We start from the raw sequence: 26,860 nt of genomic DNA on the forward strand, positions 1-26,860 counted from the left end.
TTTTAAACGGGCTTATCTGCTTTTTTCTTTTCCAGTTTGTTTATCTGTCCGATAAATAAAGGCAAACACCTCTGAAACTACTTGAAACAGCTCTTCTGGAATCTTTTTATTAATATCCAGTTCTCCCAAAAGCTCTACTAAAGATGGATCCTCTAAAATTGGTATATTGTGCTCAACAGCTCTTTCTATGATTTCATCAGCAATAAATCCTTTCCCGGATGCTGTCACTTTTGGGGCATCGTCCATATTTTGTTCATAGCTTAAGGCTACTGCTTTTTTCCGTTTCTCATTCACACTCGAAAATCCACCTTTCCCTGACCAGCCATTTCATCAGCTTTTCTTCCTGGCTGCTGCTGTCTATCAGCTTCTGTATAAGGTTTACAGACAATAGACGCTATCTGATAATTTATTTGCTCCAGCGCTTTCTGCAAATTGGGTCGAATTTTGTCTATTAACCCCGGTGTAGTAGATTGATCATTATAAATAATAATAGATAGTGCCTTCTTTTGAACATGAAGGTCAATGATTGTCTCTTTCATACTTTGCAGCTGCAAATCAAAAATAATACGACAATATTCAGGATCAATGTTTCCATCAGCAGTTTTCTTTCCTTCAAAATGCAGATTAATATCCTTCGATAAACCAAGCTTTTGACTTGGGATCTGTATATTAGCCTGAACAAAATAACTGCTGTCATTTATATTATTTAATTGCATGCCATTTAAAAAGTGTAAAGCCTGCTGAGCATTCTCTCTTCCTGCCCCTCTACTGTTATTCTGAAGCATTTCCAATAATAAATGCTTCATCTGCATGGAGCTTGCATCATCTGTTTTTAATGAGCTTTCTGCATTTAAACCGGCATCGCGAAGAACCCACTGAATCTGGTGCAGGAATTGCTCCTTAGGATTATTAATTATATTTTCATTTGACGCTGTCCAAATATTCATAAGCCGTTCTATCGCTTGATAACTTTTCGCTTCTGCTAACGATTCCAGTAATGGACGGATTGCCCCCTCATTCCCTTGCGTAACCTGAACTGGGTTTGTAAAGTACTGCGGAAATTGAGCAGTTAAATTTGCTTTTGGATGTTCAGAAGAACTGGTCCCTTGCATCATTGCTCCATGTAACACTCTGGCTTCTGTCATTAATTGCTTTTGATTTTCCAAAATAGACTGCAGCTGCTCCCTTACTCCTTCAAAGCTTGTAGTAAATGGCGGAGTTACTGTACCCTGATTTTGCGCTCCAGGAGGATTCCATTGCTGTAATGTATTGGCCCACACTTGCTTGTCCAGTATCTTTGAAATAAATCCTAAATCCTGCAAAAGAGGAAATAGTATCGGTTTTGCCTGCTTTGCATCAGTAGTCAGCACTATTTTTACAGCTTTTTCATTAGAAAACTCCAAAATATTCATGAGCCGCTCTAACACTTGAAAATTTTTAGGTTCTGATAGAGCTTCAATAACCTGGCGGGCAGCTCCTTGATCTCCTTGTACATGATTTGAAAAATATTTTGGGAATTGAGCTGCTAAATTCGGCCTGTCCTGTGCTGGAACAGAGCTTCCCTGTGCAGCGTTAGCTTCCATTATCAGCTGCTGTTGATTCGCTAGAATAGATTTAATCTGTTCCTTCATCCCTTCAAAGCTGGCAGTAAATGGTGCAGCTGCTGCTTGATTTTGTGAGACTGGTTGGCTCCATTGCTGTAAGGCACTCGTCCACCCCTGTTTATTTAGTGCTTTGGAAACGAGTCCAAAGCTTTTGAGAAGTGGAAATAAAACAGGTTTTTCCTGTTGTATATCAGCAGTTAAAATAGCACGTACGGCACTTTCTTCAGATACAAAGCCTTTTAAAACATGCTCTAAATTAGCTTGCAGCATTGGCTGCTGACCAGGTGGAAGTGAGCGTTGAAGTACTGCTAAACTTTCACCTAAATCACCGCTCTGATACGCTTGTACTGCCTGGAAAGAAGCTGCCGTCACTGGAATACGCAATTTCATCAATTGCATTAGAATTGGCTGAGCCTGCTGCGTTGAAATTTTATTATCCTGAATATATTGAATTGCCTGCAGCAGGTCCCTTCTCTGCATCGGGATTTGTTCTCTGACAAGCATACTGACCAATTGAGAAGATAGCCTGGTTTCTTTTATGCCAAGCTGTTGCAGCAGATTACCAATTAATTGTTTCCCGTTTTGCTGTTCACCTGTCATTACTTTCAATTCAGGCATTTTTCCTTCATTGGACGTTACTTGAAAAAAATACTTTCCTCCTACAGAAAGAGAAGCCTCAATCTGGGCAATAAGCTGATTGCCTTGCATTTGTATGACTGCCTTATGATTTGGATAAAGATGCTTTACAGTGCCTTGTAAAACATCCCCTGATTTCAAATTGTTAAGCAGGCTTGCTTTTGATGAATCCAATAATTTTCCCGCTGTCGTGTTTCCTTGAATCCTCATAGCTTCTCCTCTTTTTCTTTATCATTTTCCAAGAGTCTTAATTGGTGCAAATGATCTTCTGTGATAAGGTGTCACTCCAAATTCGGCTAATCCATCTAAATGGACTTTTGTGCCATATCCCATATTCTTATCAAATCCATAGCCGGGAAACTCCTTATGCAATTCCTTCATAAACTGATCACGAGCCACCTTTGCCAAAACACTGGCAGCTGCAATACTGATGCTTGACGCATCTCCCTTTATAATTGCTTCCTGGGAGCAGTTTAAATTCGGTAAATGGACTGCATCAATCAATACATGATCAGGAGATGCTGTTAATCCAGATAAAGCTTCATACATTGCTTTTTTTGTAGCTTCATAAATATTAATTTGATCGATAACCTGATTATTTATAAATGAAATATGATAACTGATGGCATGCTCCTTGATATAAGCACTATATTCTTCCCTTACATTTTCCTTTAGTTTCTTAGAATCATTTAAGCCGATTAACCGGAAATCTTTGGGCAGTATAACTGCCGCTGCAACAACAGGACCTGCAAGCGGCCCTCTCCCTACCTCATCTACACCTGCAATTCGTTCTGCGCCATTCTGAAAAGCTTTATTCTCATATTGCTGCATTTCTTCAAACTGATTGATTAAAATTTTCTCATGTTCTTTTTTTCGCTGATATGATTTTAAAAGTGTCTGCACACCTTTTCTATCATCTTGAACGAGTATTTCCCATTCTTCAGATGTCAGATTGTCTTCATTAAGTAATACTTTAATCTCGGCGATAGACTGCTTCTTCATAACTTTCCTACTTTCTTTTATTATCGTCATTTTATCAGACATATTAAGTCATCTTATTTCTTAAAATAAGAAAATAGCCTACAAAGAACAATCCCTTGCAGGCTACCGGTTGAATAAATTTATTTTTTGCTTTATCTGGAAATCTGTAGAGTTCGGCAGGGAGTGAATTACGGTTGTTCTAACGTAAATTTCCCCAGCTTTCCTGAACGTAAATCCTGAAGTACAATATCTGATACCTTATCAAAATTCACATGTCCTCCACTTTCCAATGCTCCACGTTTTCTTCCTATCCCTTCAAATAACTCTACCATATCAGAGCTATCCTCAATGTCATAACGGTCCTTCAGAAGAGTGGGATATTCTTCAAACAGAAAACGAATAACAAATGCTGTTATATCTTGTAGAGGGAGCAGCTGGTCTTTTATCGTCCCTATTGCTGCAAGCCGGTATCCTACAATCTCTTCCTCAAATTTCGGCCATAAAATACCTGGCGTATCGAGTAGTTCAAAGTCTTTCTTTATTTTAATCCATAATTGTTGTTTTGTAATTCCAGGGCGGTCCCCTGTCTTAGCAATTTTTTTATTGGCAAGCCGATTAATTAATGTAGACTTCCCTACATTTGGAATACCGACAATCATTGCTCTTGCAGGTCTTGGTTTAATTCCTTTAGCTTTTAGCTTTTCCATTTTCTCCTGACCCATTGCTTTAGCCAGCTGAACAACTTGTTGAATATCTCCCTTTTGGTTCACATCAACTGCAGCTGCCTGTACCCCTTTTTCCTGATAGCTTTCTATCCACTCAAGCGTTCTTGAAGGATCTGCTAAATCCTTTTTCATTAAGAGAACAAGCTTTGGTTTTTGACCTAAAACTTCCTGCAGCATTGGATTTTGTGAGGAGTATGGGGCTCTTGCATCTACTAATTCAATGACAAAATCAACGAGCTTTAATTGCTCCTGCACTTCTCTCCGTGCTTTCGCCATATGACCTGGAAACCATTGTATAGGCATTTAGATTCACGATTCCTTTCACTCCTGAGAGTCTTTAGTACTTTTTATCTTTAATTGGTAAATCTGTAAATGATTCGCAAACATTGTACTTTTTGATCTCAAATAAAACATTGTTTGCGGACTATTTGATCACCCTTATTCACTGAAATGTATACGATCCAATGGCCAGTAGACGAATCTTGCTTTTCCAACAACCTCATCCATTGGTACAACGCCAATAATCCGGCTGTCTGTTGAGTTGCTCCTGTTATCACCCATCACGAAAACACTGTCCTCAGGAACTACTTCATACCCCTCTTCTAATTCTTCCAACTTAAAATCATTCGTATAGATCTGATCGTTTAGAAAAGGCTCATCTATAGGCTCTCCATCTATATATAATACATTATCCTTTACTTCTACATGCTCTCCAGGCAAACCAATTACACGCTTGATAAAATCATTTTGCTCAGGAGCATGAAAAACAACAATATCAAAACGATCCGGTTCCCCGAGTGTATAAGTAATTTTATTAACAATCATTTGATCGCGGTCATGCAGGGTTGGAAGCATGGAAGGCCCTTCTACAACGATAGGTGCAAATAAAAACATCCGTACGATGAATACAAAACCAACAGCAATCAGTATTGCTTTTATCCATTCCAACCATTCATTTTTTTTCTTTTTTTGCTCTTTCTCTGTCATCTGACTTCCTCCGATAACTTCAGTCTACTTTTTATTGTAGCTAGTAACCATTAGATAAACAACTTCTAAGTATTATTAATTTTTCTGAAGAGAAAAGAAAAATTGATAAACTGTTCTTTAAAAGGTGCTGGATAAGCACAATATTATATAAACTCTATTTAGCATCTGCTCTGATTATATTTTCCTTTACAATGAAAAAGAGCTACTGCCAATATTGACATAGCCCCTTTTTATTAGTTTCATATTTCTCACTCGTTGATTAACGACGTTCTTTAATACGAGCTGCTTTTCCACGAAGGTTACGCAGATAGTAAAGCTTCGCACGACGTACGATACCGCGACGAGAAACTTCAATTTTATCAACTCTTGGTGAATGTAATGGGAAAGTACGTTCAACACCAACACCGTAGGAAATTTTTCTTACTGTGAATGTTTCGCTGATTCCACCGTTTTGACGCTTAATTACAACACCTTCAAAAACCTGGATACGTTCGCGAGTACCCTCAACAACCTTAACGTGAACCTTTAAAGTATCACCAGGCCGAAAATCAGGATGATCTGTACGTAATTGATCTTTTGTTACATCAGCAATAATTTGTTGCATGATTTTCACTCCTTCCAAACTAATGCTCATGCCCTTATTTGAACAGCGGAACATCGTTCTACATGCTTATACGCATATAAGCACAATTAATAATATAGCATATCCTATCGTAAAGCACAACTATTTTTAGTCATTTTTTATTTCCTGAACTATTTTTTTATCTACTTCATTCAGCTCATGATTTTCTAATAAATCAGGCCGTCTTTGGGCAGTCCGCTTCAAGGATTCCTTCCTTCTCCAGGCTTCAATATTGGCATGATTTCCTGATAATAATACATCTGGAACCTTCATTCCGCGAAAATCAGATGGACGGGTATAATGAGGGTGCTCCAGTAATCCGGTCGAAAAAGAATCCTGTTGTGCTGACTCTTCATTCCCCAACGCTTCTGGTAACAGCCGGACAACACTGTCAATAATAACCATCGCCCCTAACTCTCCACCTGTCAGAACATAATCCCCAATAGAAATTTCATCTGTTACAAGGTGTTCACGAATCCGTTCATCGTAACCTTCATAATGCCCGCAGATAAAAATAAGATGATCTTCCTTTGCCAGTTCCTCTGCTTTTCCCTGTGTGTATGTTTCTCCTTGAGGGCACAATAAAACCACACGGGGTTGTGATGCTTTTTCTTTTCTCACTGCTTCAACAGCATCAAACACAGGCTGCGGGGTCAGTACCATACCAGCTCCCCCGCCATAAGGATAATCATCCACCTTCTTATGTTTATGAGTGGAGTAGTTACGGAAATCAACAAGCTGATATGAAAATTGTTCCTTCTCTTTTGCTTTTTTTAAAATAGAACTCTCCATAACACCATGAAACATCTCTGGAAAAAGGGTCAGAATATCAATATGCATCTAATCTAACATCCCTTCCATTAATTCCACGGAAATTGTACCTGTTTCGATATCTACGTTTTTAACTACATCTTCAATATAAGGCAATAACAAATCTTTCTTACCGGGTCTCTGTACTACCCATACATCATTTGCTCCAGGAGACAATATTTCTTTTATTTTCCCTAAAGACTCACCTTCCGTTGTCTCAACCCTGCATCCGATAATTTCATGATAATAATAAGCATCTTCTTCCAATTCTTCAGCCTGATCCTTATCAATATACAAATTCATACCCTTCCACTTTTCAACATCATTAATATTTGAATATCCTTTAAATGTAATCAAATCAAATCCTTTATGGATACGGTGTGAATCAATCGTTAAAATGATATCCTTTTGTTCAGATGTAATAATCACTTCATTTCCTGGTGTAAAACGCTCTTCAAAATCTGTGATCCGCAAAACCTTTATCTCGCCGCGAATTCCATGTGTATTAACGATTTTACCAATTTTTAATTTCTCTGTATTCATAGCTCTCACCTATTCTACTCATCAATTCGGATAACTTTATCATCTTTAATTACGATAGCCTGCTCTTTCATAATATGATTCCAATCAGAACCGACTTCGACCTCAACAAGAGCTTCAACCTCTTTTTCAACGATTTCGCTACCCATTTTTAACTCATCCAGCTGTTCTATTTTAAAATCCAATAGCTTCATTTTTTCCTGTCGATTTTTAATTTCCTGGTTAAACCGTGTTTCCATATCTGAACGAACATTAACACTTTTATTTTTTAATTTTCGTATTTCAAATTGGAGTTGTTGACACTCTTGTTCAAGACGTAATTTATGATTATTAAAATTCTTGCGGATCTTTTCTTTACTATCTTCTGTCACTACTAGCTTGATGGGAACTTTTTTTATTAATTTCATTCAGATTCAGCTCCTGCCTGATAGATTCGAGTAACAAATGTGTAAAAAAGGGAAAGTTGAGCCCCTAAAAGCAGGGTCAGCTTTCCCTTTACCAGTTTATTCAAAAAGACTGGATATATCAGCTTTTTGAATACGAACCTTACATAATATCCAAAAAAATGCGTTTATTACCACCAGTGTTCGCTGCATATACAACCGTACGTATCGCTTTAGCAATACGTCCATTTTTGCCAATGACTTTTCCAACATCATCCGGATGAACTGTTAAATGATAAATAACCTTTGAATCTTCTTCCGTTACTTTAATAACAATATCATCCGGATGATCTACTAATGAGGTAACAATCGATTTAATCAGGGCTTTCATGATATCACACTACTTATTTAGAATTTTTTTGTTCGTGAAATTTTTTCATGATGCCTTCGTTAGAGAATAAATTACGTACTGTATCGCTAGGTTTTGCACCTTTTGTCATCCAATCAAGTGCTTTTTCCTCATCTATTTTAACCTCAACCGGATTCACTACAGGATTGTACGTACCGATTTGTTCGATAGAACGTCCGTCACGTGGAGAACGAGAGTCTGCTACTACAATACGATAGAATGGATTTCTTTTTGAACCCATACGTTTTAAACGAATTTTTACTGCCATGCTTTGCACCTCCAATAATTATGTTATCACAAGAATTGATTCTAACAGATAGTTTTTAGTCTGTAAAGTATTTTTCCATTACAAGCATATTTTATTATAAAAATACGCAAGAATCAACCCTTACATGAAAGGAAATTTAAATCCGCCTTTTCCTTTTTTACCTTTTTGCATATTGGTCATTTGCTTCATCATTTTTTTCATCTCTGAAAACTGCTTTAATAAGCGGTTTACAGCCGCAACAGAAGTTCCTGAACCTTTTGCAATACGTTTTCTTCTGCTTCCATTAATGATAGCAGGATCTTGACGTTCTTTCTTCGTCATGGATTGAATAATTGCTTCTACTTCTGTTAATTGACTTTCATCTAATTGCGCATTTTTCAACCCTTTCATTTTGTTAGCACCAGGAATCATTGCCATTAAGTCATCCAGCGGTCCCATTTGGCGAACCTGTCCCATTTGCTCCAAGAAATCATCAAATGTAAAGGACATCGTACGCATTTTTTCTTCTAATTCTTTTGCCTGCTTCTCATCAACATTAGTTTGTGCCTTTTCAATTAAGGAGAGAACATCCCCCATGCCCAGAATTCTGGACGCCATGCGCTCAGGATGAAAAGCCTCTAATTGATCCAGTTTTTCACCCATCCCGGCAAATTTAATCGGCTTATCTGTAACTGCTTTGATAGAAAGTGCAGCACCCCCGCGGGTATCTCCATCTAATTTTGTAAGAACTACTCCTGTAATATCAAGCTGTTCATTAAAGCTCTCTGCTACATTGACAGCATCTTGTCCCGTCATAGAGTCAACCACTAAGAAAATTTCATCCGGTTTGACATCTGCTTTAATCTGCTGCAATTCTTCCATAAGATTCTCATCAACATGAAGACGGCCTGCTGTATCAATAATGACATAATCATTATGATCTTCTTTTGCTTTGGCAATCGCCTGTTTAGCAATATCAACAGGATTCGCTTCTGTGCCTAATGAAAACACAGGCATATCCAGCTGTGTACCAAGTGTTTCCAGCTGTTTAATTGCCGCCGGACGGTAGATATCACATGCAACTAATAATGGATTGCGATTATGCTTCTTACGTAAATGGTTAGCCAGCTTTCCAGTTGTTGTCGTTTTACCGGCACCTTGTAAACCAACCATCATAATAACTGTTGGAGGACGGTCGGCTACTGCAATTTTACTTTGTTCTCCGCCCATTAAATTTGTTAATTCATCTTTTACAACTTTAATAACCTGCTGTCCCGGAGTTAAGCTCTCCATCACTTCTTGCCCGACAGCTCTTTCTTTTATCCTGGCAATTAACTGTTTTACAACTTTGAAGTTTACGTCTGCTTCTAAAAGTGCCAGTCGGACTTCTCTTGTCATCTCTTTTACATCTTGCTCAGAGACCTTACCCTTACCAGTAATTTTCTTTATCGTACCCTGGAGACGGTCCGCTAATCCTTCAAATGCCATAGAAGGTATCCCCCTAATCTAAATCTTGTAATTGTTGAACATACTTCTTTACTTCCGGGCTTGTTACAGCTTCCGAAAGCTTTGAGATAATTTGCGTACGTTTTTCAAACTTCGAAAAAAGATGAAGCTTATCCTCATAGGACTCTAACATTTTTTCCGTTCTTTTAATATTATCATATACAGCTTGTCTGGAAACTTCAAAGAGCTCGGAAATTTCGCCTAAAGAATAATCTTCGAGATAATACATTTCCATATAACTGCGCTGTTTTGGTGTTAACAGCGGTTGATAAAAGTCAAACAAATAATTTATCCGATTCGTCTTTTCCAGCACCGGGTACACCTCTTGTTAAGTGATTTTCCTTTACATTTATCATATCCAACAAAATCAGCAATTGTCAAGTAGACGAGCAGCTGTCGCCTATTTGTCTTCCTCTACTTCTTCATTTATTCCTAAATCAGCAAACAGCCCATATACAAATGCATCTGCATCAAATTGCTGCAGGTCGTCAATTCCTTCACCTAAACCGACAAATTTCACAGGAATCTGCAGTTCATTACGAATAGCTAACACAATTCCTCCTTTGGCAGTACCATCTAATTTTGTTAATACAATGCCTGTTACATCTGTTGCTTCTGAAAAAGTGCGTGCCTGCGTTAATGCATTCTGGCCTGTAGTCGCGTCCAAAACAAGCAGAACCTCATGGGGCGCACCAGGAATCTCACGTTCGATTACACGTTTTACCTTGGCAAGCTCATTCATCAGGTTTACTTTATTTTGAAGTCTTCCGGCAGTGTCACAAATCAGAACATCCGCTTCACGGGATTTAGCAGCTTTAATTCCATCATAAATCACTGCTGCCGGATCGCTTCCTTCACTATGCTTAATCACCGGAACATCGGCGCGCTCTCCCCAAACCTCCAGCTGTTCAATTGCTCCGGCACGGAAGGTATCCCCAGCTGCTAAAATGACGTTCTTGCCGTCTGCTTTCAACTGGTGCGCAAGCTTACCGATGCTCGTTGTCTTCCCGACACCATTAACACCCACAACAAGAATAACCTGCAATCCCTCTCCATCCAGCTGTAAATGCTGGATGGACTTATCTTCTTCACCATAATAAATTTCTACGAGTTTCTCCGAGATAACATCCTTTATCTCAGAAGAATCCTTAATTTTTTGACGTTTCACTTCCATTTTCAGTTCCTCGACAAGATCCATAACTGTCGAAACACCTACATCTGCTGTAATTAAAACCTCTTCTAACTCTTCAAAGAAGTCCTCGTCTACTTTACGATAACGCGCAATTAAGTTATTTATTTTCCCTGAGAAGGTATTTCTTGTCTTCGCCATACCTTCTTGATATTTCTCAGAAACTTCCTTTGTCTCTTCATTTTGCTTAAAACGAGCTTTAAGCTTATCCATAAATCCCATATTGATATCCCCCTACGATTGAATCAATTCTTTTGTATCCTCTAAACGGACAGAAACAAGTCTTGATACGCCTGATTCCTGCATTGTTACACCATAAAGAACATCGGCTTCCTCCATGGTCCCTTTGCGATGTGTTATTACGATAAACTGCGTCTCACTGCTGAATTTCTTCACATACTTAGCAAAACGCACTACATTTGCTTCATCTAACGCTGCTTCTACTTCATCCAATATGCAGAAAGGAACTGGCCGGACACGCAAAATAGAAAAGAGAAGTGCAATTGCAGTTAAGGCCCGCTCTCCTCCTGATAAAAGACTTAAATGCTGCAGTTTTTTACCTGGCGGCTGTGCGATAATGTCTACGCCGGTTTCTAATAAATTTTTAGGATCTGTTAATTTCAACTCTGCGTGACCTCCGCCGAATAAATGCATAAATACTTGGGAGAACTCTTCCTTTATTTTTGAAAAGGTTGACTCAAATCTTTCTTTCATTTCCGTGTCCATCTCTCCAATAACAGTATATAGCGTTCTCTTTCCTTCTACAAGGTCATCTCTTTGTTCCTTTAAAAACTGATATCTTTCAGAGATACGATCGTATTCACCAATAGCTCCCAGATTAATCGTGCCTAATTGGTTGATTTTATCTTTTAAGCTGCTGACAACTGTTTTTGCCTCTTCCATGTTTTCAACCTTAGGATAATCCCGTTTCGCCATCTCATATGTCATCGTATACTCTTTTTCAAGCTGATGCAGACGGTTATCAAGCTCTACATCCATGCGATTGGATTTCACTTCCTGCTTTTGGTAATGCTCATTTGTAATGGCATACTGCTTCTGGGCTTCTTTCAGCTTCTCTTCAAGAGTCTGCTGGATATCGGAGCTTTCTTTTCTTTTTTTTCGGAGCCTTTCAATGCATTCAGTTATTTCTTGTTTGGAGCTTCTGGTGCGAATAATTTTTTCTTCTATTTCTTCCTCGGTCTCTTCTTGATTTTTAATTGCTGTTATTGTTTCAAGCTCTTCTTCTACCTGCTTCTTTTCAAGCACAGCCCGTTCAAGCTGTGTCTGCAACGCTTTTGTATTAGCCTGCTGATATTTAAAACGTTCTTCCTGCTCTGCTAATGCTACTTTAATTTCGTAGAATGAATCCTGTAATTTTGCACGTGTTTCTTTTAATTTTGATTCTTCTTCTGTTAAATCATCTACTTCTTTTTGTACAATTTGAAGCTGCTTACTAATTTTTTCTAATTCCTTTGTCAGCACTTCATTTCGGTCTTCTAATTCTGTATGACTCTTTTCATTCTGCTTTTTATCCATATCATAGATGGATAAATTATCATTTATAGATGTCAGTTTTGCCTGCAGCGTTTGAAAATCAGCTTGACTGTCCTGAACATCTTTTTGCATTTTCTGTACAGCTTGTTCAGTGAGATTTATTTTTTCATCTAATTCCCTTAAATAATCTCTTTTTTGTTGTACGCCTTTTTCGAACTGCTCTGTTTTTTGCTTGTATTCCCCTAATCTCATGTGCAGCTCTTGTAAATCTTTTTCACGGGTAAACAGAGATTGATTTTGCTTCTTCTGCGCCCCCCCTGACATAGACCCGCCCGGATGCACCATATCTCCATCTAAGGTCACAATCCGGTATCTCCTATGCAGTTTTATTGCAATATCATTCGCATCACGTAATGTTTTGGCAATGACAACATTTCCGATTAAATGCTGTACAGCTTTTGCATATTTTTTTGCCTTTGGGCGTACTAATTCAGAAGCAATCCCGATAAAGCCGGGATGATTTTTTAATTCCTGCTTTCCTTCACTTGATAAAAAGCGCGGCTGGATAGACTGCAGCGGCAGAAATGTTGCCCGTCCGCTATTGTTTTTTTTCAGCCAATTAATAGCTGCTCTTGCTGCCTGATCTGATTCCACAACAATATGCTGTGCCTGGCCTCCTAATACTGTTTCAATCGCTGTAATATAGTCCTTAGGGACATCAATCAGTTCAATTACTGCTCCTTCAATATCGGTTAATTTCCCTTCTTCTCTTGCCCGTAAAACCTGACGGACACCCTGAAAGAAGCCTTGGAAATCTTCCTTCATTTCTTCAAGCATTTCTTTTTTTGATTTTACCTTTTCAATATATTGATAACCTTGATAAAGCTTTGATTGTGCATCTTCGTATTTTGCCCGTTCCGACTGCATTTCAAGCTTTAACGTCTTTAGTTTCTGATTTTTAGCTTCTAAATTTTTCTGATGTGACTGCAGAATTGCTTCTACTGACGTTTGTTTACCCTCCAGCTCATTTCTTTCCGTGAGCATGCCTTTAAACTTCATTGATTGCGAAACATTTTTAGCATCAATTTGTTCCTGCTGCCGATTGACTGATTGCTTTTCATTTCGGTAAGCTGCCTGCTGATTCAATAATTCAATATACTCCGCCTTTAAATCCTCAATTCGATTTGCAACGTCTTCCGGGCTTATTGCTAAATTCTTTTCTATTTCTTTTTTTTGGGTTAAGGTATCTGTTTTTTCTGCTTCCAGCTGCTCCAGCTTGTTCTGCTCTTTTGCTTTTTGCTCCTCGAGCACTTTTACGTTAGAGATAACCCGATCTAATTGCTGAGCAAGTTTTTCTTTATTTTCGTCTGCATGCTTGGAGCGTTCTTCAAATAACTGTTTTTTGCCTTCAAACTTCTCCAATCGTTCTGTTACATCTAATAAGTTTGACTGCTGCAGTTCTATCTCTGCTTCATACTGCTGTGCGAGTTCTTTTTCTTTACCTAAATCTTCTTCGATAAGACGAATTGTTTCCGATTGCTCTTTCTGTTTCCTCTCATTCACTGCTAAATTTTCTAAAACCTGCTGCCATTCATTATGAATCTGCTCCATTTCGGTAATTAACACTGAAATCTCTGTTTCTTGAAGCTCGGCCTGTAGGGTCTGATATTCTTTTGCTTTTTTAGATTGCTGTTCAAGCGGCTCCAGCTGCTGTTCTATTTCATGAACAATATCCTCGACACGGTTCAGATTTTCCTGTGTTTCAGCCAGTTTATATTCGGCTTTTTTCTTACGCTGTTTATATTTTAAAACGCCTGCTGCTTCTTCAAAAATGACACGGCGCTCCTCCGCTTTTGAGCTGAGAATCTCTTCTACCCTGCCCTGACTGATGATAGAAAAAGCTTCTCTGCCCAGCCCCGAGTCAATAAACAAATCAACAATATCCTTCAGACGGCACGCCTGCTTATTTATATAAAATTCGCTTTCTCCAGAACGGTAAACTCTCCTGGTCACACTGACTTCCTCATAATCCAGCGGCACACGCTGGTCTTTATTATCTAATACAAGTGTTACTTCAGCGATATTTAAAGGAGATCTTGAGTCGCTCCCCTGGAATATAATATCTTCCATTTTTGATCCGCGAAGGGATTTCATAGATTGTTCTCCCAGCACCCAGCGTATCGCATCCGTAATATTACTTTTCCCGCTGCCATTTGGGCCTACTACCGCTGTCACACCAGGTACGAAATCTACACTAATACGCTCTGCAAAGGATTTAAATCCAACACTTTCTAATCGCTTTAAATGCATAATCATTCTCCTAAAACTTACTAATCTTTATAGTTATTAAATCTATCGTACATGTTCAAAAAGTCGGTAAATCAGAAACTAGAAGACCACAAAATACTTATCATTCGGAACTCGGACTGTAGTTATCGATATTATCCGGTTAATGAAATGAGTTTTGATGGTAATACAATAACTAACGTAGTATTATTCTGTAGCGGTCTCCTTAACATGACAACATCGATGTAGTTACTCGTCCATCCGAAATCATTTGATGACTTTTTGTACAACTTCTTATATGATTGTCTTTCAAATTCTATGTAGAACATAATATGTTTTTCTATCATTTCCCGAATTCTTTAGCTAATATATTTTATCATATTATGTCACTTTAGCCTATGTGTTGCACGCTATTAATTAAGAAACCGGTCTTTAACGATTTAGAAAAATTATGCTATAATAAATTCTGGACTAGGGACAGATATAAGGAGGACATCATGCAATTAGAACAGCCAAGTATAGAAAATATGGAATACATGCTTCAAGAATTAGCTGAAAAGCTGCAAGTAGTAAATCGTTCTATTATGGATGCAGAGGATTACAATATCGAAAAATATGAAGATTTAAAATGGATGTATGATATGGTCGTAAGTAAAGGCCGTTTAAGCGCCTCAGAAACGCAAGCTTTTATTAATGAATTAGCGGCTATACGAAAATAAAGATTTAGTAAAAAACGTTACGCAAGAACAAGCAACCAAATTACTCTTGCGTAACGTTTTTTGAGTTTTTTTCAAGATAAGGAACTCTTTTTTATTTTGGAAGTTTTTTCTCCAATGCTGCTTTCGCTGCCTTTTGCTCTGCTTCTTTTTTCGTTCTTCCATTCCCTTTTCCTGCCGGTTCTCCCTGAATCATAACCTGGGCAATAAACTCTTTATGATGAGAAGGACCCTGCTCACTAATAATTTGATATTCAATTTTTCTGTCTTTCTGCTGCTGGACAATTTCCTGCAGATGGCTTTTATAATCCATCACACTTGTTGATGTATCTACTGTTAATGTGGGGAAAATATGTGTGTTCAAAAAGTTCAGCACTGCATCAAAGCCTTGATCCAAATAGAGTGCTCCTAAAAAGGCCTCAAAAGCATCGGCTAAAATTGCCGGTCTTTGTCTCCCACCGGTCTTATCTTCTCCCTTCCCTAAAAGGATGTACTGTCCAAAGTTAGATTGCTTTGCGAAGACAGTTAAAGATGCTTCACAAACAATGGCCGCCCGTAATTTGGTCATTTCTCCTTCAGGCATATCGGGATTATTTCTATACAAATATTGTGAAACAGCTAATTCAAGCACTGCATCACCTAAAAATTCCAGCCGTTCATTATCCTTCAGCTTACTTTTTTTATATTCATTGACATAAGAAGAATGTGTAAATGCTTCTTTTAATAAATCCTTTTGTTGAAAGGTTATTCCTAATTCCTGTTCCAGCTGACTTAAGTCCATATTAACCTCCTTTATTGTGTAAGAAAAAACAAGAAAATTATTTGGTCTTTAAAATACTGGTGTTCTTGCCGAGGGGATGTCCGCTGCGGAAAGTCGCTTTCCGCGGGCAACGCCTCAGCCCCCGGAAAGCGTAGTGTATTTCTGGGGCCTAAGATTAATCACCCCATGAAATCCGTTGCGGCGGCTATCTCCAGCATTTTTTATACTTCTTTATACTTGCTTATTCTTATAAATATTTACTTCCTCATAAACAATACAAGGAAAGCCTCTTTCAAAGAAGCTTTCCCCTTAGCCATTTATTCATTAAGATTTGCTGTTTATGTAATCCACAGCATCACCTACTGTATTAATCTTTTCAGCATCTTCATCAGCGATTTCAATATCAAACTCGTCTTCTAATTCCATAACAAGCTCAACAACGTCTAATGAATCTGCTTCAAGGTCATCTTTAAATGAAGCTTCTAAAACTACTTTTTCTTCGTCTACATCAAGACGATCAGCAATAATTGACTTTACTTGTTCAAATACGTCTGCCATTCCCGTTCACCTCCTTTCAAGAATATACCATTATTTTTTGTTTTTATTTTTGTTCTGCAATTGTATTACATCACCATTCCACCGTCAATATGAATGGTCTGCCCTGTAATATAATTCGCATCCTCGCTTGCTAAAAAGCGGACAACTCTTGCTACATCTTCCGGTTTTCCTAAACGCTCAAGTGGTACCAATTGTAATAAAGATTCTTGCTGTTCTTCACTTAATTGATCGGTCATATCTGTAGAAATAAAACCTGGAGCAACGGCATTCACCAAGATATTGCGGGAGGCCAGCTCCTTTGCTGTCGTTTTAGTCAAACCGATTACACCGGCTTTTGCTGCAACATAGTTAGCCTGTCCAGGATTTCCACTCACTCCGACAATAGATGCAACATTAATAATACGTCCTGCTTTTTGTTTCATCATTTGACGGCTGACTGCTTTTGTACACAAGAATGTACCTTTAAGATTTGTTTGAATCACCTGATCAAATTCATCTTCCTTCATTCGCATCAACAAATTATCTTTGGTAATCCCGGCATTGTTAACCAGAATATCTATCGAACCGAATTCTTTAATTGCCTGCTTCATTAATTGCTTTACAGACTCTTCATCAGCAACATTTGCCTGAATTTTAACTGCTTTTACACCAAGATCCTGGATTTCTCCCACAACCTCTTCGGCTTTTGCTTCACTTCCTGAGTAATTTACAATAATATTGGCTCCATTTTTAGCCAGCTCCAAAGCAATTGCTCTGCCAATTCCCCTGGAAGCTCCTGTTACTACTGCTGTTTGACCTTGTAACATTATTCTTCCTCCTTATACCAGCGAATAAACGCTTCGAGTGATTCCTGATCCTGGACAGCAAACGTTTTTGTTTTCCGGTCAATTTTCTTTAATAATCCGCACAATACTTTACCTGTACCCACTTCAACAAATGCATCAATATCTTCTTTTAACATATTTTGAACAGATTCTTCAAATCGAACTGGTGAGTATAGCTGCTGTACTAATAGTTCTTTAATTGTTTCCTTCGAAGTGACTGCTCCTGCAGAAACATTTGCATAAACAGGTATTTTGGCATCTTCTAAAGCTGTGTCGCTTAAATAAGCTGCAAAACCTTCGTTCGCCTGCTTCATCAATCTGGAATGGAATGGGCCACTTACATTTAGCGGAAGTATACGTTTTGCTCCAGCCTCTTTTAATAATACTGTTGCTTGTTCAACTCCTGAAACGGAACCAGAGATAACGATTTGACCCGGACAGTTTAAATTTGCCATATCTACAATTTCATCCGTTACTTGATTCAGAGCTTCCTGGACTTTGTCCTGATCAAGACCTAAAACAGCAGCCATCGTTCCTTGCCCTTTAGGAAATGCCTGCTCCATTAAACGGCCTCTTACTTTAACTAGCCGGATGGCATCTTGCCACTTGATTGCACCAGCTGCCACAAGTGCGCTGTACTCTCCTAAACTATGTCCGACAACCATAGAAGGCTGAATGCCGTTTTCCTCTAAAAGCTGAGAAACGGCAACACTGGATAGCAATAATGCAGGCTGTGTGTTTTCTGTCTCTGTTAATGTTTCTTTAGGACCCTCAAACATCAGGGTCTGTAAATCCATATCCAGAACTTCATTTGCTTCTTTGTACAATTCTTTCACCTGCGGGTAAGCATCATACAAGTCTTTCCCCATACCTACTGCTTGCGACCCTTGACCCGGGAACATAAATGCAATACGTTTCATTTATTTCTCCTCCTCGTTATTCATCATCTCAATCGTTTCTTGAATCGTTGCTGTTACATTATTGTCAACCATATAAACAGCTTGTTTTACAGCATTTGTTACCGCTCTGCTTTTTGAGGAGCCATGCGCTTTAATAACAGGCGCACGGAGCCCAAATAAGCCGGCACCGCCATATTCCGAGTAATCTAAACGATCCTTTATGCCTTTCAAGTCTTTTTTAACAAGCGTCGCAGCAATTTTTGTCTTCGTAGAGGACATAAACGCACCTTTTAAAAGTGAAAAGATAGTTTCAGCAACACCCTCCATTGTTTTTAATGCTACATTTCCGCTAAACCCATCTGTAACAACAACATCGGCAACACCGTTTAATATATCTCTCGCCTCTACATTACCAACAAAATGGATTGGAGCATTTTCTAAAAGCTGAAATGCCTTTTTAGTTAAATCATTCCCTTTTCCATCTTCAGTGCCTACATTTAATAATCCAACCCGAGGGCTTTTGATATTTCTTACCCTCTCTACATATATCGAACCCATAATAGCATATTGAAGCAGATGCTCTGGTTTCGCATCCACATTTGCTCCAACGTCCAGCATCAGGAACCCTTGTCCATCTACAGTGGGGAAAGTAGGACTTAACGCTGGACGGTCAATTCCAGGTATACGCCCCACGACAAATAAACCAGCGCTCATTAAAGCTCCTGTATTACCAGCAGAAATACAGGCGTCTGCTTCGCCATCTTTGACAGCCTTCGCCATTAATACAAGAGAAGAATTCTTTTTGCGGCGTACAGCTTTCACAGGCTCGTCCTCTGATGTAATTTTTTCATCTGTATGTATTATTTTGATTTGTCGATTATCCGTTAAAATTGGTTTAATCTGTTTCTCATCACCATAAAGTGTTATTTGTAAATCCTTATTTTCTTTTACAGCATCCATTGCACCTAAAACAATTTCTTTTGGTGCATGGTCGCCTCCCATTGCATCAATTGCTAATCGCATTCATCTATTCTCCTTTACTTTCACTGGAATGAAACATGAAAAATTCACCCGTAAGTACAGGTTCATTATTTACGAAGCTGTTTACTTCTACAATCGTGTGTCCGCGGTTATCCTTGCCTTTAACAACAGCTTTTGCAACCACTCGCTCTCCTTCTTTCACCTGTCTTTTAAAGCGCAGGTTAGACTTGGCTGTCAAAGCAAGTTCATCGTTAATTACAGCTACTGCCAATGAATTAGCCTGGGCAAACAGATGATGCCCTCTGGCAATCTTATTTCTGGAAAAAACAAACTCTGATGTTATATCAAGCATAGATATTGCCCGCTGATCCAATTCCAAATCTATGATATCTCCAATTACTTCTTCGACTGGCAAGGCTTTTACAGTCTCATTCCATTGCTTTGTAGCAACATACTTTATCCGTTCACGGAGTTCAGGAATAGATAGCTCCATACGGTCCAGCCGGATTGTTTGTATACTCACCTGAAAATCCTTCGCAAGCTGCTCATCTGTTACAAATGGAGAGTCTTCTATTTTTTCTCTTAATAACGATTGTCGTTCTGCTTTTGAGCGTCTCATTTTTACCATCAAACTTTCATTTAATATTTTTCAGAGAGTCAATTCAATTTATCAAAGTATAATTATCCGTCATTCCCCTATGGAAGTTCGAAGGAAACAATGCGTATAAATGGGGAAAACAGTCAGTTTATCTCCTGATTAGCTCAGGTTTCCGCAGGGAAAGAACCCAACCCCCATCAGAGGGAAGCATCGCTTTATGACTTGGTACTAATAGTAATATATAATAGCAGCCTTTTTTATGCAAGTAATCTATTAATTAATCGGTACACAAAGTAATACATTTTAACAGAAAGAAATCACTGTTGAGTAAACACATTCCCGGAGAAAATTCATAATAATAATGGTGTTTCATGCCTAATAGGTCAAAATTAAATTTCTAATATAGAGTCTGTCGTAAGATGATTCTTCACGATAGCCCGACTATACTTTTATTTAGTCCAATTTTTCCAAAAGACCTTCTTCATCTGCTAATATTTCTTTCAATTGCTGATAGTCTTTGGTTTGCAGTAAATTGTTCTCAACAATATTTTGGGCATCCTGCCGTGCGGTTTCCAGTGCTCGGTAGTCGTGCACCATATCAGCTACTTTAAATTCCGGCATACCGCTTTGTTTTCTGCCAAAGAAATCTCCCGGTCCGCGTAACTGCAGGTCTTGTTCAGACAGCTCAAATCCGTCACTTGTTTCTGACATGATGCGCATACGCTCCTTGCCGACCTCTCCTTTAGGCTCTGCAATCAGAATACAATAGCTTTGTTTATCTCCTCTTCCTACTCGTCCCCGAAGCTGATGCAGCTGTGATAAGCCGAAACGCTCGGCATCATAGATAACCATCACCGTAGCATTGGGAACATTTACCCCTACTTCAACAACAGTAGTTGATACTAAAATTTTTACTTTATTATCAGCAAAATCACGCATAACCTCATCTTTTTCTGCCGAAGATAAACGGCCGTGCATTAAACCAATTTCCATTTCATTATCGTAATAAGCTGATAACTGATGGTACAGATCAACAGCATTTTGAATATCTAATTTATCCGATTCTTCGATTAGAGGACTTATAATATATGCCTGCTCACCCTGTTTAACCCGCTCTTGAATAAAATCAAGAATCCGCTCAAACATATTTTCCTTGACCCATAATGTTTCTATCTCTTTTCTCCCGGAAGGAAGCTGATTAATGATAGAAACGTCCATATCACCGAAAGTTGTAATTGCAAGTGTCCGGGGAATTGGTGTAGCTGTCATAAATAATACATCAGGGTCCAGTCCTTTATCCCGCAATGTTCTGCGCTGCGCAACACCAAAGCGATGCTGCTCATCAACAATTGCTAAGCCGAGATTTTTAAACAGGACATCTTCTTGGATAAGTGCATGTGTGCCGATTACGATATCTATTTCCTGATTTTCAATTTTCTGTGTCAGCTCTTTGCGTTTCTTCCCTTTCACAGATCCGGTCAGCAAAGCAATGCTCGCTCTTTCCCCCAGCATAGACTGAAAAGATTGATAATGCTGTTCTGCTAAAATTTCTGTGGGTACCATTAATGCCCCCTGCTTGCCTGCAGTAACAGCAGCGTATAAACAAATTGCTGCCACAGCCGTTTTCCCAGAACCAACATCACCCTGGAGGAGCCGATTCATTCGATAGGCACTCTTCATATCTTTTAAAATCTCTGTCAACGCTTTTTGCTGTGCCTCTGTGAGGGTGAAAGGGAATGAGGCGATAAAACTATCTACCTTGTCCGTCTGAAACGCTTGAGCATTTCCTTTTGTTGATTCACGATTTATTTTTCTAATTAATTGCATTTTCAACTGAAACAGTAAAAATTCTTCATAAATAAACCTGCGCCGTGCATGTTTTAAAGCAACTCTGCTCTCGGGAAAATGCATCGTTTTTACTGCTTCTTTCCGTTTCGGAAGCTTATAATTTTCTAGATAAGAGACAGGAAGAATCTCCGTTACATCTTCTTCCTGTGAGTCAAAGATCTGCTTTAAAAGCTTGTGAAATTTATAGGAAGTCAACTCTCCCTTCAACGAATAGACAGGAGTAATCGAATCATTTTCTTCCATTTTCCCTATTTTATATTTGCTGACTGTAATTTGCAGCCGGTGAGCATCCCATTTTCCTGTTAAGGTAATATCTTGTCCTTGCTGAATCTGTTTTTTTGCAAATGCCCGGTTAAACATAATTGCTTTGACAGCAATACCTTCTACTTCTATTGTAAAACTTAGCCTGGACTTTTTCTTTCCAAAAAAAGTAAGAGAAGGATCGTAAATGACCTTCCCTTTAATCGTGACCTTCTCATCATGCACCAGCTCTTGCAATGGTTTTTCTTCATAGATATCGTATCGATATGGGAAATATTCTAATATATCGTCAGTTTCATAAATATGCATTAAAGCAAGCTGTTCTGCTAACTTTTCGCCAACACCTTTAACTTCTAATATCGATTTGTTCATTTCCAACATCCTTTTCTAAAACTAAAAGCGCAAGCTGCGCCTATTTAAAAGCAAAGAGATTGCTCCCTCCATTTTCGGAGATGATTCGACTTTGGCCGAATTTTCTTTGCTCTTGAGGTATAGGAAGCATCCCCTTTTAAAGGGGTGCCAAAGTTATGCTTCAGCCTGTTTTTCAACTACATTCCGTCATTTTGAACCGATGTTGACTTTCACCCAAGAACATAAGTGAGATAGTTTTAACAAGGCGAATAATCCCAATGGTTTCGATGGGACATCATATTTCTATCAGCTAGACAGTTACGCCAAAGATTTTTTCTTTCAAAAACCGCCCTGTCGGTGTATCAGCCAGGCCGCCTTCTCCAGTCTCACGCAGAGATGAAGGCATTTGCTTTCCGATTCGGTACATTGCACCAATCACTTCATCACATGGGATACGGCTTTCTACACCTGCTAATGCCAAATCAGCTGATACAATAGCTAGAGATGATCCTGCTGCATTTCTCTTCACACATGGGACTTCCACTAAACCCGCAACCGGGTCACACACTAAACCGAGCATATTTTTTAATGTAATTGCAAAAGCATGAGATGATTGTCTGGGTGTGCCTCCTGCCATCTCTACAATAGCCGCTGACGCCATTGCTCCTGCAGACCCTACCTCAGCCTGACATCCGCCTGCTGCACCAGAAATAAAAGCATTATTTGCCACTACAAAGCCAAAGGCCCCTGAAGTGAATAGATAGCGTATCATTTCTTCTCTCGTCGGGTTTAACTGCTCTTTTACTGCAAATAATGTGCCTGGTACACAACCTGCACTTCCCGCCGTTGGTGTAGCACAAATAATCCCCATAGCAGCATTTACTTCATTTGTCCCCATGGCTTTACTGACAGCATCCATCATTAAATTACCGGAAAGAGGAGTCTTCTCCTTCATATATTTTTGTACTTTAACAGCGTCCCCTCCGGTGAGTCCCGTCACTGATTGGACACCTTTTAGAGCATCCTCAATAGCTTTTTCCATAACGACAAGATTTTTTTCCATTTCTGAAAAAACTTCTTCCCTTGACTTCTCTTTGACATCCATTTCTTGACGTATCATCACTTCTGAAATCGGAATATTCTCTTTTTCTGCCATCTCTATTAATTCTGCCACTGTTCTAAACATAATCTTCCCCCTTTCTCCTTTTTAACTAACAATCTTTGCAATAGAGGTAATATGGTCAGCTGCCTGAAGCTCCTGCAGTATAGCGTCATCTACATTCTGGTCTACTTCAATAACCATCAGTGCCTCTTTACCAATATCTTTGCGATTTACTTCCATATGACCAATATTCAATTCATGTTTCGCTAAGATCTTTGTTACGGATGCAATCGCTCCAAAACGATCATTATGCATTATTAGAATAGCCGGATGATTTCCGGATAACCTGAGTTCAAAACCGTTTAGTTCTGTAATCTCCACTTTACCGCCACCAATGGATATCCCCATCAGTTCCTGCTGTTCGCTGTCATCTCCAATTATCATACGAACCGTATTCGGATGATTTGCCGATGCACTATCTTCAATGAATTCAATCTCCAGTCCTTTTTCTTGAGCCAGCTGCAATGCTTTACTAATTTGGGGATCATCCGTTTCCATCCCTAAAAGACCGCCAACAAGTGCAAAATCTGTTCCATGCCCCCGATAGGTTTTAGCAAAAGATTCATAAAGGTGTATTTTCGCCCATTTAGGCTGTCTGCCAAAAAGATTCCTGGCTGCTTTGCCAATACGCGCAGCTCCAGCTGTATGTGAACTTGAAGGTCCAACCATAACCGGACCGATAATATCGAATACGGAATTATATTTCATAGAATAACACCGTCCTATAATTATTTAAGCCTACTAATATTATTATAACAAAAATCCGGGATTGATTCACAATTTAATCAAAAAAAGCAATCATGCGTTCGAATCCCTTATAAAAAATTAATACAGAACAAAGCCCAGCCTGATTATATACATCAGGCTGGGCTTTGTATCGATTAAAAAGGTTATAAACTATTCTTTAAGCTGGGAGCATTTCTCCCAACCTTCAAACATTTTAATTTTATCCTTATTCAACAGAAAATATATAAGAATAGATTGGCTGTTCTCCCTGATGAACTTCCACTTCCAGTTCATCGTATTTCTCTTCTACATAGGATTCTAACGCCTCGACCTCTTCTTCTGATACATCTTCTCCTGAAAGAATTGTTAATATCTCGCTGTCATCAGAAATCATTTTGTCAATAAGGTCCCGGGCTGCTTGTTGTTTATCCTTATGTGTTGTTACAATCTTACCCTCATCTATCCCCATAAAATGTCCTTTAGCAATATCAATCCCATCAATTTGAGTATCTCTTACTGCATAAGTGACCTGCCCGCTTCGTACTTGTTTACCTGCTTCTTCCATAGCAGATTTATTCTCATCTAAAGATGCTTCTGGATGGAAAACAAGCATAGCACTAATACCCTGAGGGATTGTTTTTGTCGGTACAACCTTGACATGGTCACCAGCCATTTCGGCTGCCTGCTCGGCTGCCATTAGGATATTTTTATTGTTAGGAAGAATAATAATTTTTTCAGCATTTGCTTTTTCTATCGCATCAGTAATGTCTTTTGTACTAGGGTTCATTGTTTGTCCACCTTCAATTACCACTGCAACTCCAAGATTCTCAAATAGCTCCTTCAGCCCATTTCCCATTGCCACAGTAACAATGCCGTAAGCAGATTTTTCTTTTTGCTTTTCATTTTTATCTCCAACGATAGCTGTATGCTGTTCACGCATATTTTCGATTTTTAAATTAATCAGGCTGCCGTACTGCTGGGCCAGGTTTAAGCATGTCCCCGGTGATTCTGCATGTACATGGACTTTTACAATATTTTCATCAGAAACAACCAGAAGGGAGTCGCCCCATTCGCTTAACTCATTACGAAAAGCCGTTTCATCAAATGGGTGCTGTTTTAATTTTTCATCCTCTAATTTCACCATAAACTCTGTACAGTATCCATATACAATATCTTCTGTATTCATAAAGTCCTGTGTTACTTTATGATGCTCAGCGTTAACCATTTCTTCCATTTTATTATCAGCATCAGATTCTTCCGGCAGCTCTTCTCCTTTTAAAGCAGCCAAAAATCCTTCATAGATGGTCACTAAGCCTTGTCCACCAGAATCAACTACACCTACTTCTTTTAGAACTGGCAATAAGTCCGGTGTACGCTTTAATGATGCTTTTGCTTCTTTTAATATTTCTTCCATAAATTCAATGATATCTAAATCATGATCTACGATTTCAACTGCTTTGTTTCCTGAGTCTTTTGCTACGGTTAAAATCGTACCTTCTACAGGCTTCATAACTGCTTTATAAGCTGTATTAACAGCGCCTTCGAAAGCCTCGGCAAAATCTTTCACATAGAGTTCTTCTTTACCTTCGCACGCTCTTGCAAAGCCTCGAAAAATCTGTGATAAAATAACACCGGAATTTCCTCTGGCTCCCATCAATAGTCCTTTTGCAAATGCACTTGTAACTTCATAAACTTTATCAGTATCCAGTTTTTTCACTTCATTTGCTCCAGAAGTAATTGTTAAATTCATATTTGTTCCGGTATCCCCGTCAGGAACAGGGAATACATTTAAAGCGTCAATTTTTTGTGCATTATTTGAAAGATGGTATGCTCCTGTCAGCACCATCTGCGATAATAACGCCGCATCAATTTTCTCGACTACCACATCTTCTCCTCCTTCTGCTCTATTATTTTTCTACTCGAACACCTTGAATAAATATATTTACCGAATCAATTTCTAAGCCAAGAGATTGACTAAGCGTATATTTCACTTGTGATTGGACATTATGCGCCACTTCAGAAATTTTTGTCCCATAGCTTACAATAATGTACAAATCAATATGTAGCTTTCCGTCTTCTTGACGAACAACAATTCCCTTGGAATAATTTTCTTTACGCAATATCTCTGCAATATTATCTTTAATTTGGCTTTTAGAAGCCATTCCTACAATTCCATAGCATTCAACAGCTGTTCCACCAGCTATTGTTGCAATAACATCTGTTGTTATCGTAACGAGTCCATCGTTTGTATGTAACTCTATTGACATAACTACAGCTCCTTTTATTACGAATTATGATTCATCAAATAATTTATAGTATCATCTTTTCAGACTTTACGTCTTGATATTTTCAATTTCTCAACTATTTATGCTTAAGATTATACTATACGCTCTGTTATTTTAAAAGTAAGCCTGCGAGAATCGGGAAACCTGCGTCTCCGCTATTCCCTATAAGTTTTTTTCATGAAGAAAAACTCCACTATTACAATGGATTATTTTTATTCATCTGTCAAGCAATTTTTCTTTATTACTTACTCAACTTTCGCACCCGAGAATAAACATCTATGCCTTACCATCCCAGGATGAACATGTTCTTCATTATCCTGCTTGTATTTTGTTAAATCATCTTACTATTGAAATGGAGATTGTGTATAGCTCCTGCAACCAACCACTACGCTTTCTGACGTACAAATGTTTTCGATGGGGCAAGTAATCGTGACGGGACATTTTTTATATGCACCACGAAAAAGATGTTCTT

27 protein-coding genes are annotated in these 26,860 nt (G+C 38.6%); 1 reads left to right on the plus strand and 26 read right to left on the minus strand.

Annotation, left to right across the window (positions count from 1 at the left end):
- Positions 1–12: 12 nt before the first annotated feature.
- From MKY30_RS21140 to smc, 15 genes are all read right to left on the minus strand, one after another.
- Positions 13–294, minus strand: coding sequence for an EscU/YscU/HrcU family type III secretion system export apparatus switch protein (locus MKY30_RS21140; protein WP_339282382.1), 282 nt, complete (start codon positions 292–294; stop codon positions 13–15).
- Positions 291–2,450, minus strand: a complete 2,160-nt coding sequence (locus tag MKY30_RS21145; protein ID WP_341085291.1) for a hypothetical protein — start codon at positions 2,448–2,450, stop codon at positions 291–293. Before MKY30_RS21145 ends, MKY30_RS21140 begins: the two co-directional genes overlap by 4 nt.
- Positions 2,451–2,471: 21 nt before the next feature.
- Positions 2,472–3,242 (minus strand): ribonuclease HII, encoded by a 771-nt coding sequence (locus tag MKY30_RS21150; protein ID WP_156986066.1) that lies wholly within the window; start codon positions 3,240–3,242, stop codon positions 2,472–2,474.
- Between the two features lie 167 nt (positions 3,243–3,409).
- Positions 3,410–4,249 (minus strand): ribosome biogenesis GTPase YlqF, encoded by an 840-nt coding sequence (ylqF, locus tag MKY30_RS21155; RefSeq protein WP_341085293.1) that lies wholly within the window; start codon positions 4,247–4,249, stop codon positions 3,410–3,412.
- 135 nt (positions 4,250–4,384) lie between these two features.
- Positions 4,385–4,933 carry a signal peptidase I gene (gene lepB / locus MKY30_RS21160; protein ID WP_147209564.1) on the minus strand — a complete coding sequence of 183 codons (549 nt, stop codon included), beginning with the start codon at positions 4,931–4,933 and terminating at the stop codon, positions 4,385–4,387.
- 259 nt (positions 4,934–5,192) lie between these two features.
- A complete protein-coding gene (rplS, locus tag MKY30_RS21165) occupies positions 5,193–5,537 on the minus strand; it encodes a 50S ribosomal protein L19 (protein ID WP_077601146.1) in 345 nt (114 codons plus the stop codon).
- A 126-nt stretch (positions 5,538–5,663) separates the two neighbouring features.
- The gene (gene trmD / locus MKY30_RS21170; RefSeq protein ID WP_341085296.1) at positions 5,664–6,395 is read right to left on the minus strand and encodes a tRNA (guanosine(37)-N1)-methyltransferase TrmD; all 732 of its coding nucleotides are present in this window, start codon (positions 6,393–6,395) and stop codon (positions 5,664–5,666) included.
- Positions 6,396–6,908 carry a ribosome maturation factor RimM gene (gene rimM / locus MKY30_RS21175; protein ID WP_156986062.1) on the minus strand — a complete coding sequence of 171 codons (513 nt, stop codon included), beginning with the start codon at positions 6,906–6,908 and terminating at the stop codon, positions 6,396–6,398. It abuts the gene before it with no gap.
- 14 nt (positions 6,909–6,922) lie between these two features.
- On the minus strand, positions 6,923–7,312 hold the full coding sequence (locus tag MKY30_RS21180) for a YlqD family protein (RefSeq protein WP_156986061.1): 390 nt from the start codon (positions 7,310–7,312) through the stop codon (positions 6,923–6,925).
- Between the two features lie 139 nt (positions 7,313–7,451).
- A complete protein-coding gene (locus tag MKY30_RS21185; RefSeq protein WP_156986060.1) occupies positions 7,452–7,679 on the minus strand; it encodes a KH domain-containing protein in 228 nt (75 codons plus the stop codon).
- A 13-nt stretch (positions 7,680–7,692) separates the two neighbouring features.
- Complete coding sequence (gene rpsP / locus MKY30_RS21190) at positions 7,693–7,965, minus strand: 30S ribosomal protein S16 (protein WP_040980064.1); 273 nt, start codon at positions 7,963–7,965, stop codon at positions 7,693–7,695.
- A 120-nt stretch (positions 7,966–8,085) separates the two neighbouring features.
- Positions 8,086–9,432: a signal recognition particle protein gene (gene ffh / locus MKY30_RS21195; protein WP_156986059.1), complete on the minus strand. Its 1,347-nt coding sequence runs from the start codon at positions 9,430–9,432 to the stop codon at positions 8,086–8,088.
- Between the two features lie 13 nt (positions 9,433–9,445).
- Positions 9,446–9,763, minus strand: a complete 318-nt coding sequence (locus MKY30_RS21200; RefSeq protein ID WP_147209570.1) for a putative DNA-binding protein — start codon at positions 9,761–9,763, stop codon at positions 9,446–9,448.
- 87 nt (positions 9,764–9,850) lie between these two features.
- Positions 9,851–10,861 (minus strand): signal recognition particle-docking protein FtsY, encoded by a 1,011-nt coding sequence (ftsY, locus tag MKY30_RS21205; protein ID WP_341085298.1) that lies wholly within the window; start codon positions 10,859–10,861, stop codon positions 9,851–9,853.
- A 12-nt stretch (positions 10,862–10,873) separates the two neighbouring features.
- Positions 10,874–14,443 (minus strand): chromosome segregation protein SMC, encoded by a 3,570-nt coding sequence (smc, locus tag MKY30_RS21210; protein WP_341085300.1) that lies wholly within the window; start codon positions 14,441–14,443, stop codon positions 10,874–10,876.
- 473 nt (positions 14,444–14,916) lie between these two features.
- Here smc and MKY30_RS21215 point away from each other — a divergent pair, with 473 nt between their 5' ends.
- Positions 14,917–15,138 (plus strand): DUF1128 domain-containing protein, encoded by a 222-nt coding sequence (locus MKY30_RS21215; RefSeq protein ID WP_147209573.1) that lies wholly within the window; start codon positions 14,917–14,919, stop codon positions 15,136–15,138.
- 91 nt (positions 15,139–15,229) lie between these two features.
- Here MKY30_RS21215 and rnc read toward each other — a convergent pair whose 3' ends face one another.
- The 11 genes from rnc to MKY30_RS21270 form a co-directional block, all read right to left on the minus strand.
- On the minus strand, positions 15,230–15,916 hold the full coding sequence (gene rnc / locus MKY30_RS21220) for a ribonuclease III (protein ID WP_147209574.1): 687 nt from the start codon (positions 15,914–15,916) through the stop codon (positions 15,230–15,232).
- Positions 15,917–16,219: 303 nt separating this feature from the next.
- Complete coding sequence (gene acpP / locus MKY30_RS21225; RefSeq protein ID WP_077601135.1) at positions 16,220–16,453, minus strand: acyl carrier protein; 234 nt, start codon at positions 16,451–16,453, stop codon at positions 16,220–16,222.
- 65 nt (positions 16,454–16,518) lie between these two features.
- Positions 16,519–17,259, minus strand: coding sequence for a 3-oxoacyl-[acyl-carrier-protein] reductase (fabG, locus tag MKY30_RS21230; RefSeq protein ID WP_147209575.1), 741 nt, complete (start codon positions 17,257–17,259; stop codon positions 16,519–16,521).
- On the minus strand, positions 17,259–18,197 hold the full coding sequence (gene fabD, locus MKY30_RS21235) for an ACP S-malonyltransferase (protein WP_341085303.1): 939 nt from the start codon (positions 18,195–18,197) through the stop codon (positions 17,259–17,261). Before fabD ends, fabG begins: the two co-directional genes overlap by 1 nt.
- On the minus strand, positions 18,198–19,199 hold the full coding sequence (gene plsX, locus MKY30_RS21240) for a phosphate acyltransferase PlsX (protein ID WP_147209577.1): 1,002 nt from the start codon (positions 19,197–19,199) through the stop codon (positions 18,198–18,200).
- 4 nt (positions 19,200–19,203) lie between these two features.
- The gene (gene fapR / locus MKY30_RS21245; protein WP_147209681.1) at positions 19,204–19,776 is read right to left on the minus strand and encodes a transcription factor FapR; all 573 of its coding nucleotides are present in this window, start codon (positions 19,774–19,776) and stop codon (positions 19,204–19,206) included.
- A gap of 432 nt (positions 19,777–20,208) precedes the next feature.
- Entirely contained in the window at positions 20,209–22,236 is a 2,028-nt protein-coding gene (gene recG, locus MKY30_RS21250; RefSeq protein WP_341085308.1) for an ATP-dependent DNA helicase RecG, read from the minus strand.
- Positions 22,237–22,525: 289 nt separating this feature from the next.
- Positions 22,526–23,401: an L-serine ammonia-lyase, iron-sulfur-dependent, subunit alpha gene (sdaAA, locus tag MKY30_RS21255; protein ID WP_156986057.1), complete on the minus strand. Its 876-nt coding sequence runs from the start codon at positions 23,399–23,401 to the stop codon at positions 22,526–22,528.
- Between the two features lie 21 nt (positions 23,402–23,422).
- Positions 23,423–24,085 carry an L-serine ammonia-lyase, iron-sulfur-dependent subunit beta gene (sdaAB, locus tag MKY30_RS21260; RefSeq protein WP_156986056.1) on the minus strand — a complete coding sequence of 221 codons (663 nt, stop codon included), beginning with the start codon at positions 24,083–24,085 and terminating at the stop codon, positions 23,423–23,425.
- Between the two features lie 244 nt (positions 24,086–24,329).
- Positions 24,330–25,988 carry a DAK2 domain-containing protein gene (locus tag MKY30_RS21265; protein WP_339282387.1) on the minus strand — a complete coding sequence of 553 codons (1,659 nt, stop codon included), beginning with the start codon at positions 25,986–25,988 and terminating at the stop codon, positions 24,330–24,332.
- 22 nt (positions 25,989–26,010) lie between these two features.
- On the minus strand, positions 26,011–26,370 hold the full coding sequence (locus MKY30_RS21270) for an Asp23/Gls24 family envelope stress response protein (RefSeq protein ID WP_339282388.1): 360 nt from the start codon (positions 26,368–26,370) through the stop codon (positions 26,011–26,013).
- Positions 26,371–26,860 lie beyond the last annotated feature (490 nt).

Origin of the sequence: Oceanobacillus sp. FSL W8-0428 (assembly GCF_038004405.1) — a bacterium.
Taxonomy (GTDB): Bacteria; Bacillota; Bacilli; order Bacillales; family Amphibacillaceae; genus Oceanobacillus; species Oceanobacillus sojae.

Coding starts and splice junctions, on each gene's coding strand:
- ftsY (WP_341085298.1), bottom strand. CDS start 10,861: ATGGGATTTATGGATAAGCTTAAAGCTCGTTTTAAGCAAAATGAAGAG.
- acpP (WP_077601135.1), bottom strand. CDS start 16,453: ATGGCAGACGTATTTGAACAAGTAAAGTCAATTATTGCTGATCGTCTT.
- rpsP (WP_040980064.1), bottom strand. CDS start 7,965: ATGGCAGTAAAAATTCGTTTAAAACGTATGGGTTCAAAAAGAAATCCA.
- fapR (WP_147209681.1), bottom strand. CDS start 19,776: ATGAGACGCTCAAAAGCAGAACGACAATCGTTATTAAGAGAAAAAATA.
- sdaAB (WP_156986056.1), bottom strand. CDS start 24,085: ATGAAATATAATTCCGTATTCGATATTATCGGTCCGGTTATGGTTGGA.
- plsX (WP_147209577.1), bottom strand. CDS start 19,199: ATGCGATTAGCAATTGATGCAATGGGAGGCGACCATGCACCAAAAGAA.
- smc (WP_341085300.1), bottom strand. CDS start 14,443: ATGCATTTAAAGCGATTAGAAAGTGTTGGATTTAAATCCTTTGCAGAG.
- fabD (WP_341085303.1), bottom strand. CDS start 18,197: ATGAAACGTATTGCATTTATGTTCCCGGGTCAAGGGTCGCAAGCAGTA.
- MKY30_RS21145 (WP_341085291.1), bottom strand. CDS start 2,450: ATGAGGATTCAAGGAAACACGACAGCGGGAAAATTATTGGATTCATCA.
- MKY30_RS21180 (WP_156986061.1), bottom strand. CDS start 7,312: ATGAAATTAATAAAAAAAGTTCCCATCAAGCTAGTAGTGACAGAAGAT.
- MKY30_RS21215 (WP_147209573.1), top strand. CDS start 14,917: ATGCAATTAGAACAGCCAAGTATAGAAAATATGGAATACATGCTTCAA.
- sdaAA (WP_156986057.1), bottom strand. CDS start 23,401: ATGTTTAGAACAGTGGCAGAATTAATAGAGATGGCAGAAAAAGAGAAT.
- rplS (WP_077601146.1), bottom strand. CDS start 5,537: ATGCAACAAATTATTGCTGATGTAACAAAAGATCAATTACGTACAGAT.
- rimM (WP_156986062.1), bottom strand. CDS start 6,908: ATGAATACAGAGAAATTAAAAATTGGTAAAATCGTTAATACACATGGA.
- MKY30_RS21150 (WP_156986066.1), bottom strand. CDS start 3,242: ATGAAGAAGCAGTCTATCGCCGAGATTAAAGTATTACTTAATGAAGAC.
- recG (WP_341085308.1), bottom strand. CDS start 22,236: ATGAACAAATCGATATTAGAAGTTAAAGGTGTTGGCGAAAAGTTAGCA.
- trmD (WP_341085296.1), bottom strand. CDS start 6,395: ATGCATATTGATATTCTGACCCTTTTTCCAGAGATGTTTCATGGTGTT.
- rnc (WP_147209574.1), bottom strand. CDS start 15,916: ATGGACTTAAGTCAGCTGGAACAGGAATTAGGAATAACCTTTCAACAA.
- fabG (WP_147209575.1), bottom strand. CDS start 17,259: ATGTTACAAGGTCAAACAGCAGTAGTAACAGGAGCTTCCAGGGGAATT.
- MKY30_RS21270 (WP_339282388.1), bottom strand. CDS start 26,370: ATGTCAATAGAGTTACATACAAACGATGGACTCGTTACGATAACAACA.
- MKY30_RS21185 (WP_156986060.1), bottom strand. CDS start 7,679: ATGAAAGCCCTGATTAAATCGATTGTTACCTCATTAGTAGATCATCCG.
- lepB (WP_147209564.1), bottom strand. CDS start 4,933: ATGACAGAGAAAGAGCAAAAAAAGAAAAAAAATGAATGGTTGGAATGG.
- ffh (WP_156986059.1), bottom strand. CDS start 9,432: ATGGCATTTGAAGGATTAGCGGACCGTCTCCAGGGTACGATAAAGAAA.
- ylqF (WP_341085293.1), bottom strand. CDS start 4,249: ATGCCTATACAATGGTTTCCAGGTCATATGGCGAAAGCACGGAGAGAA.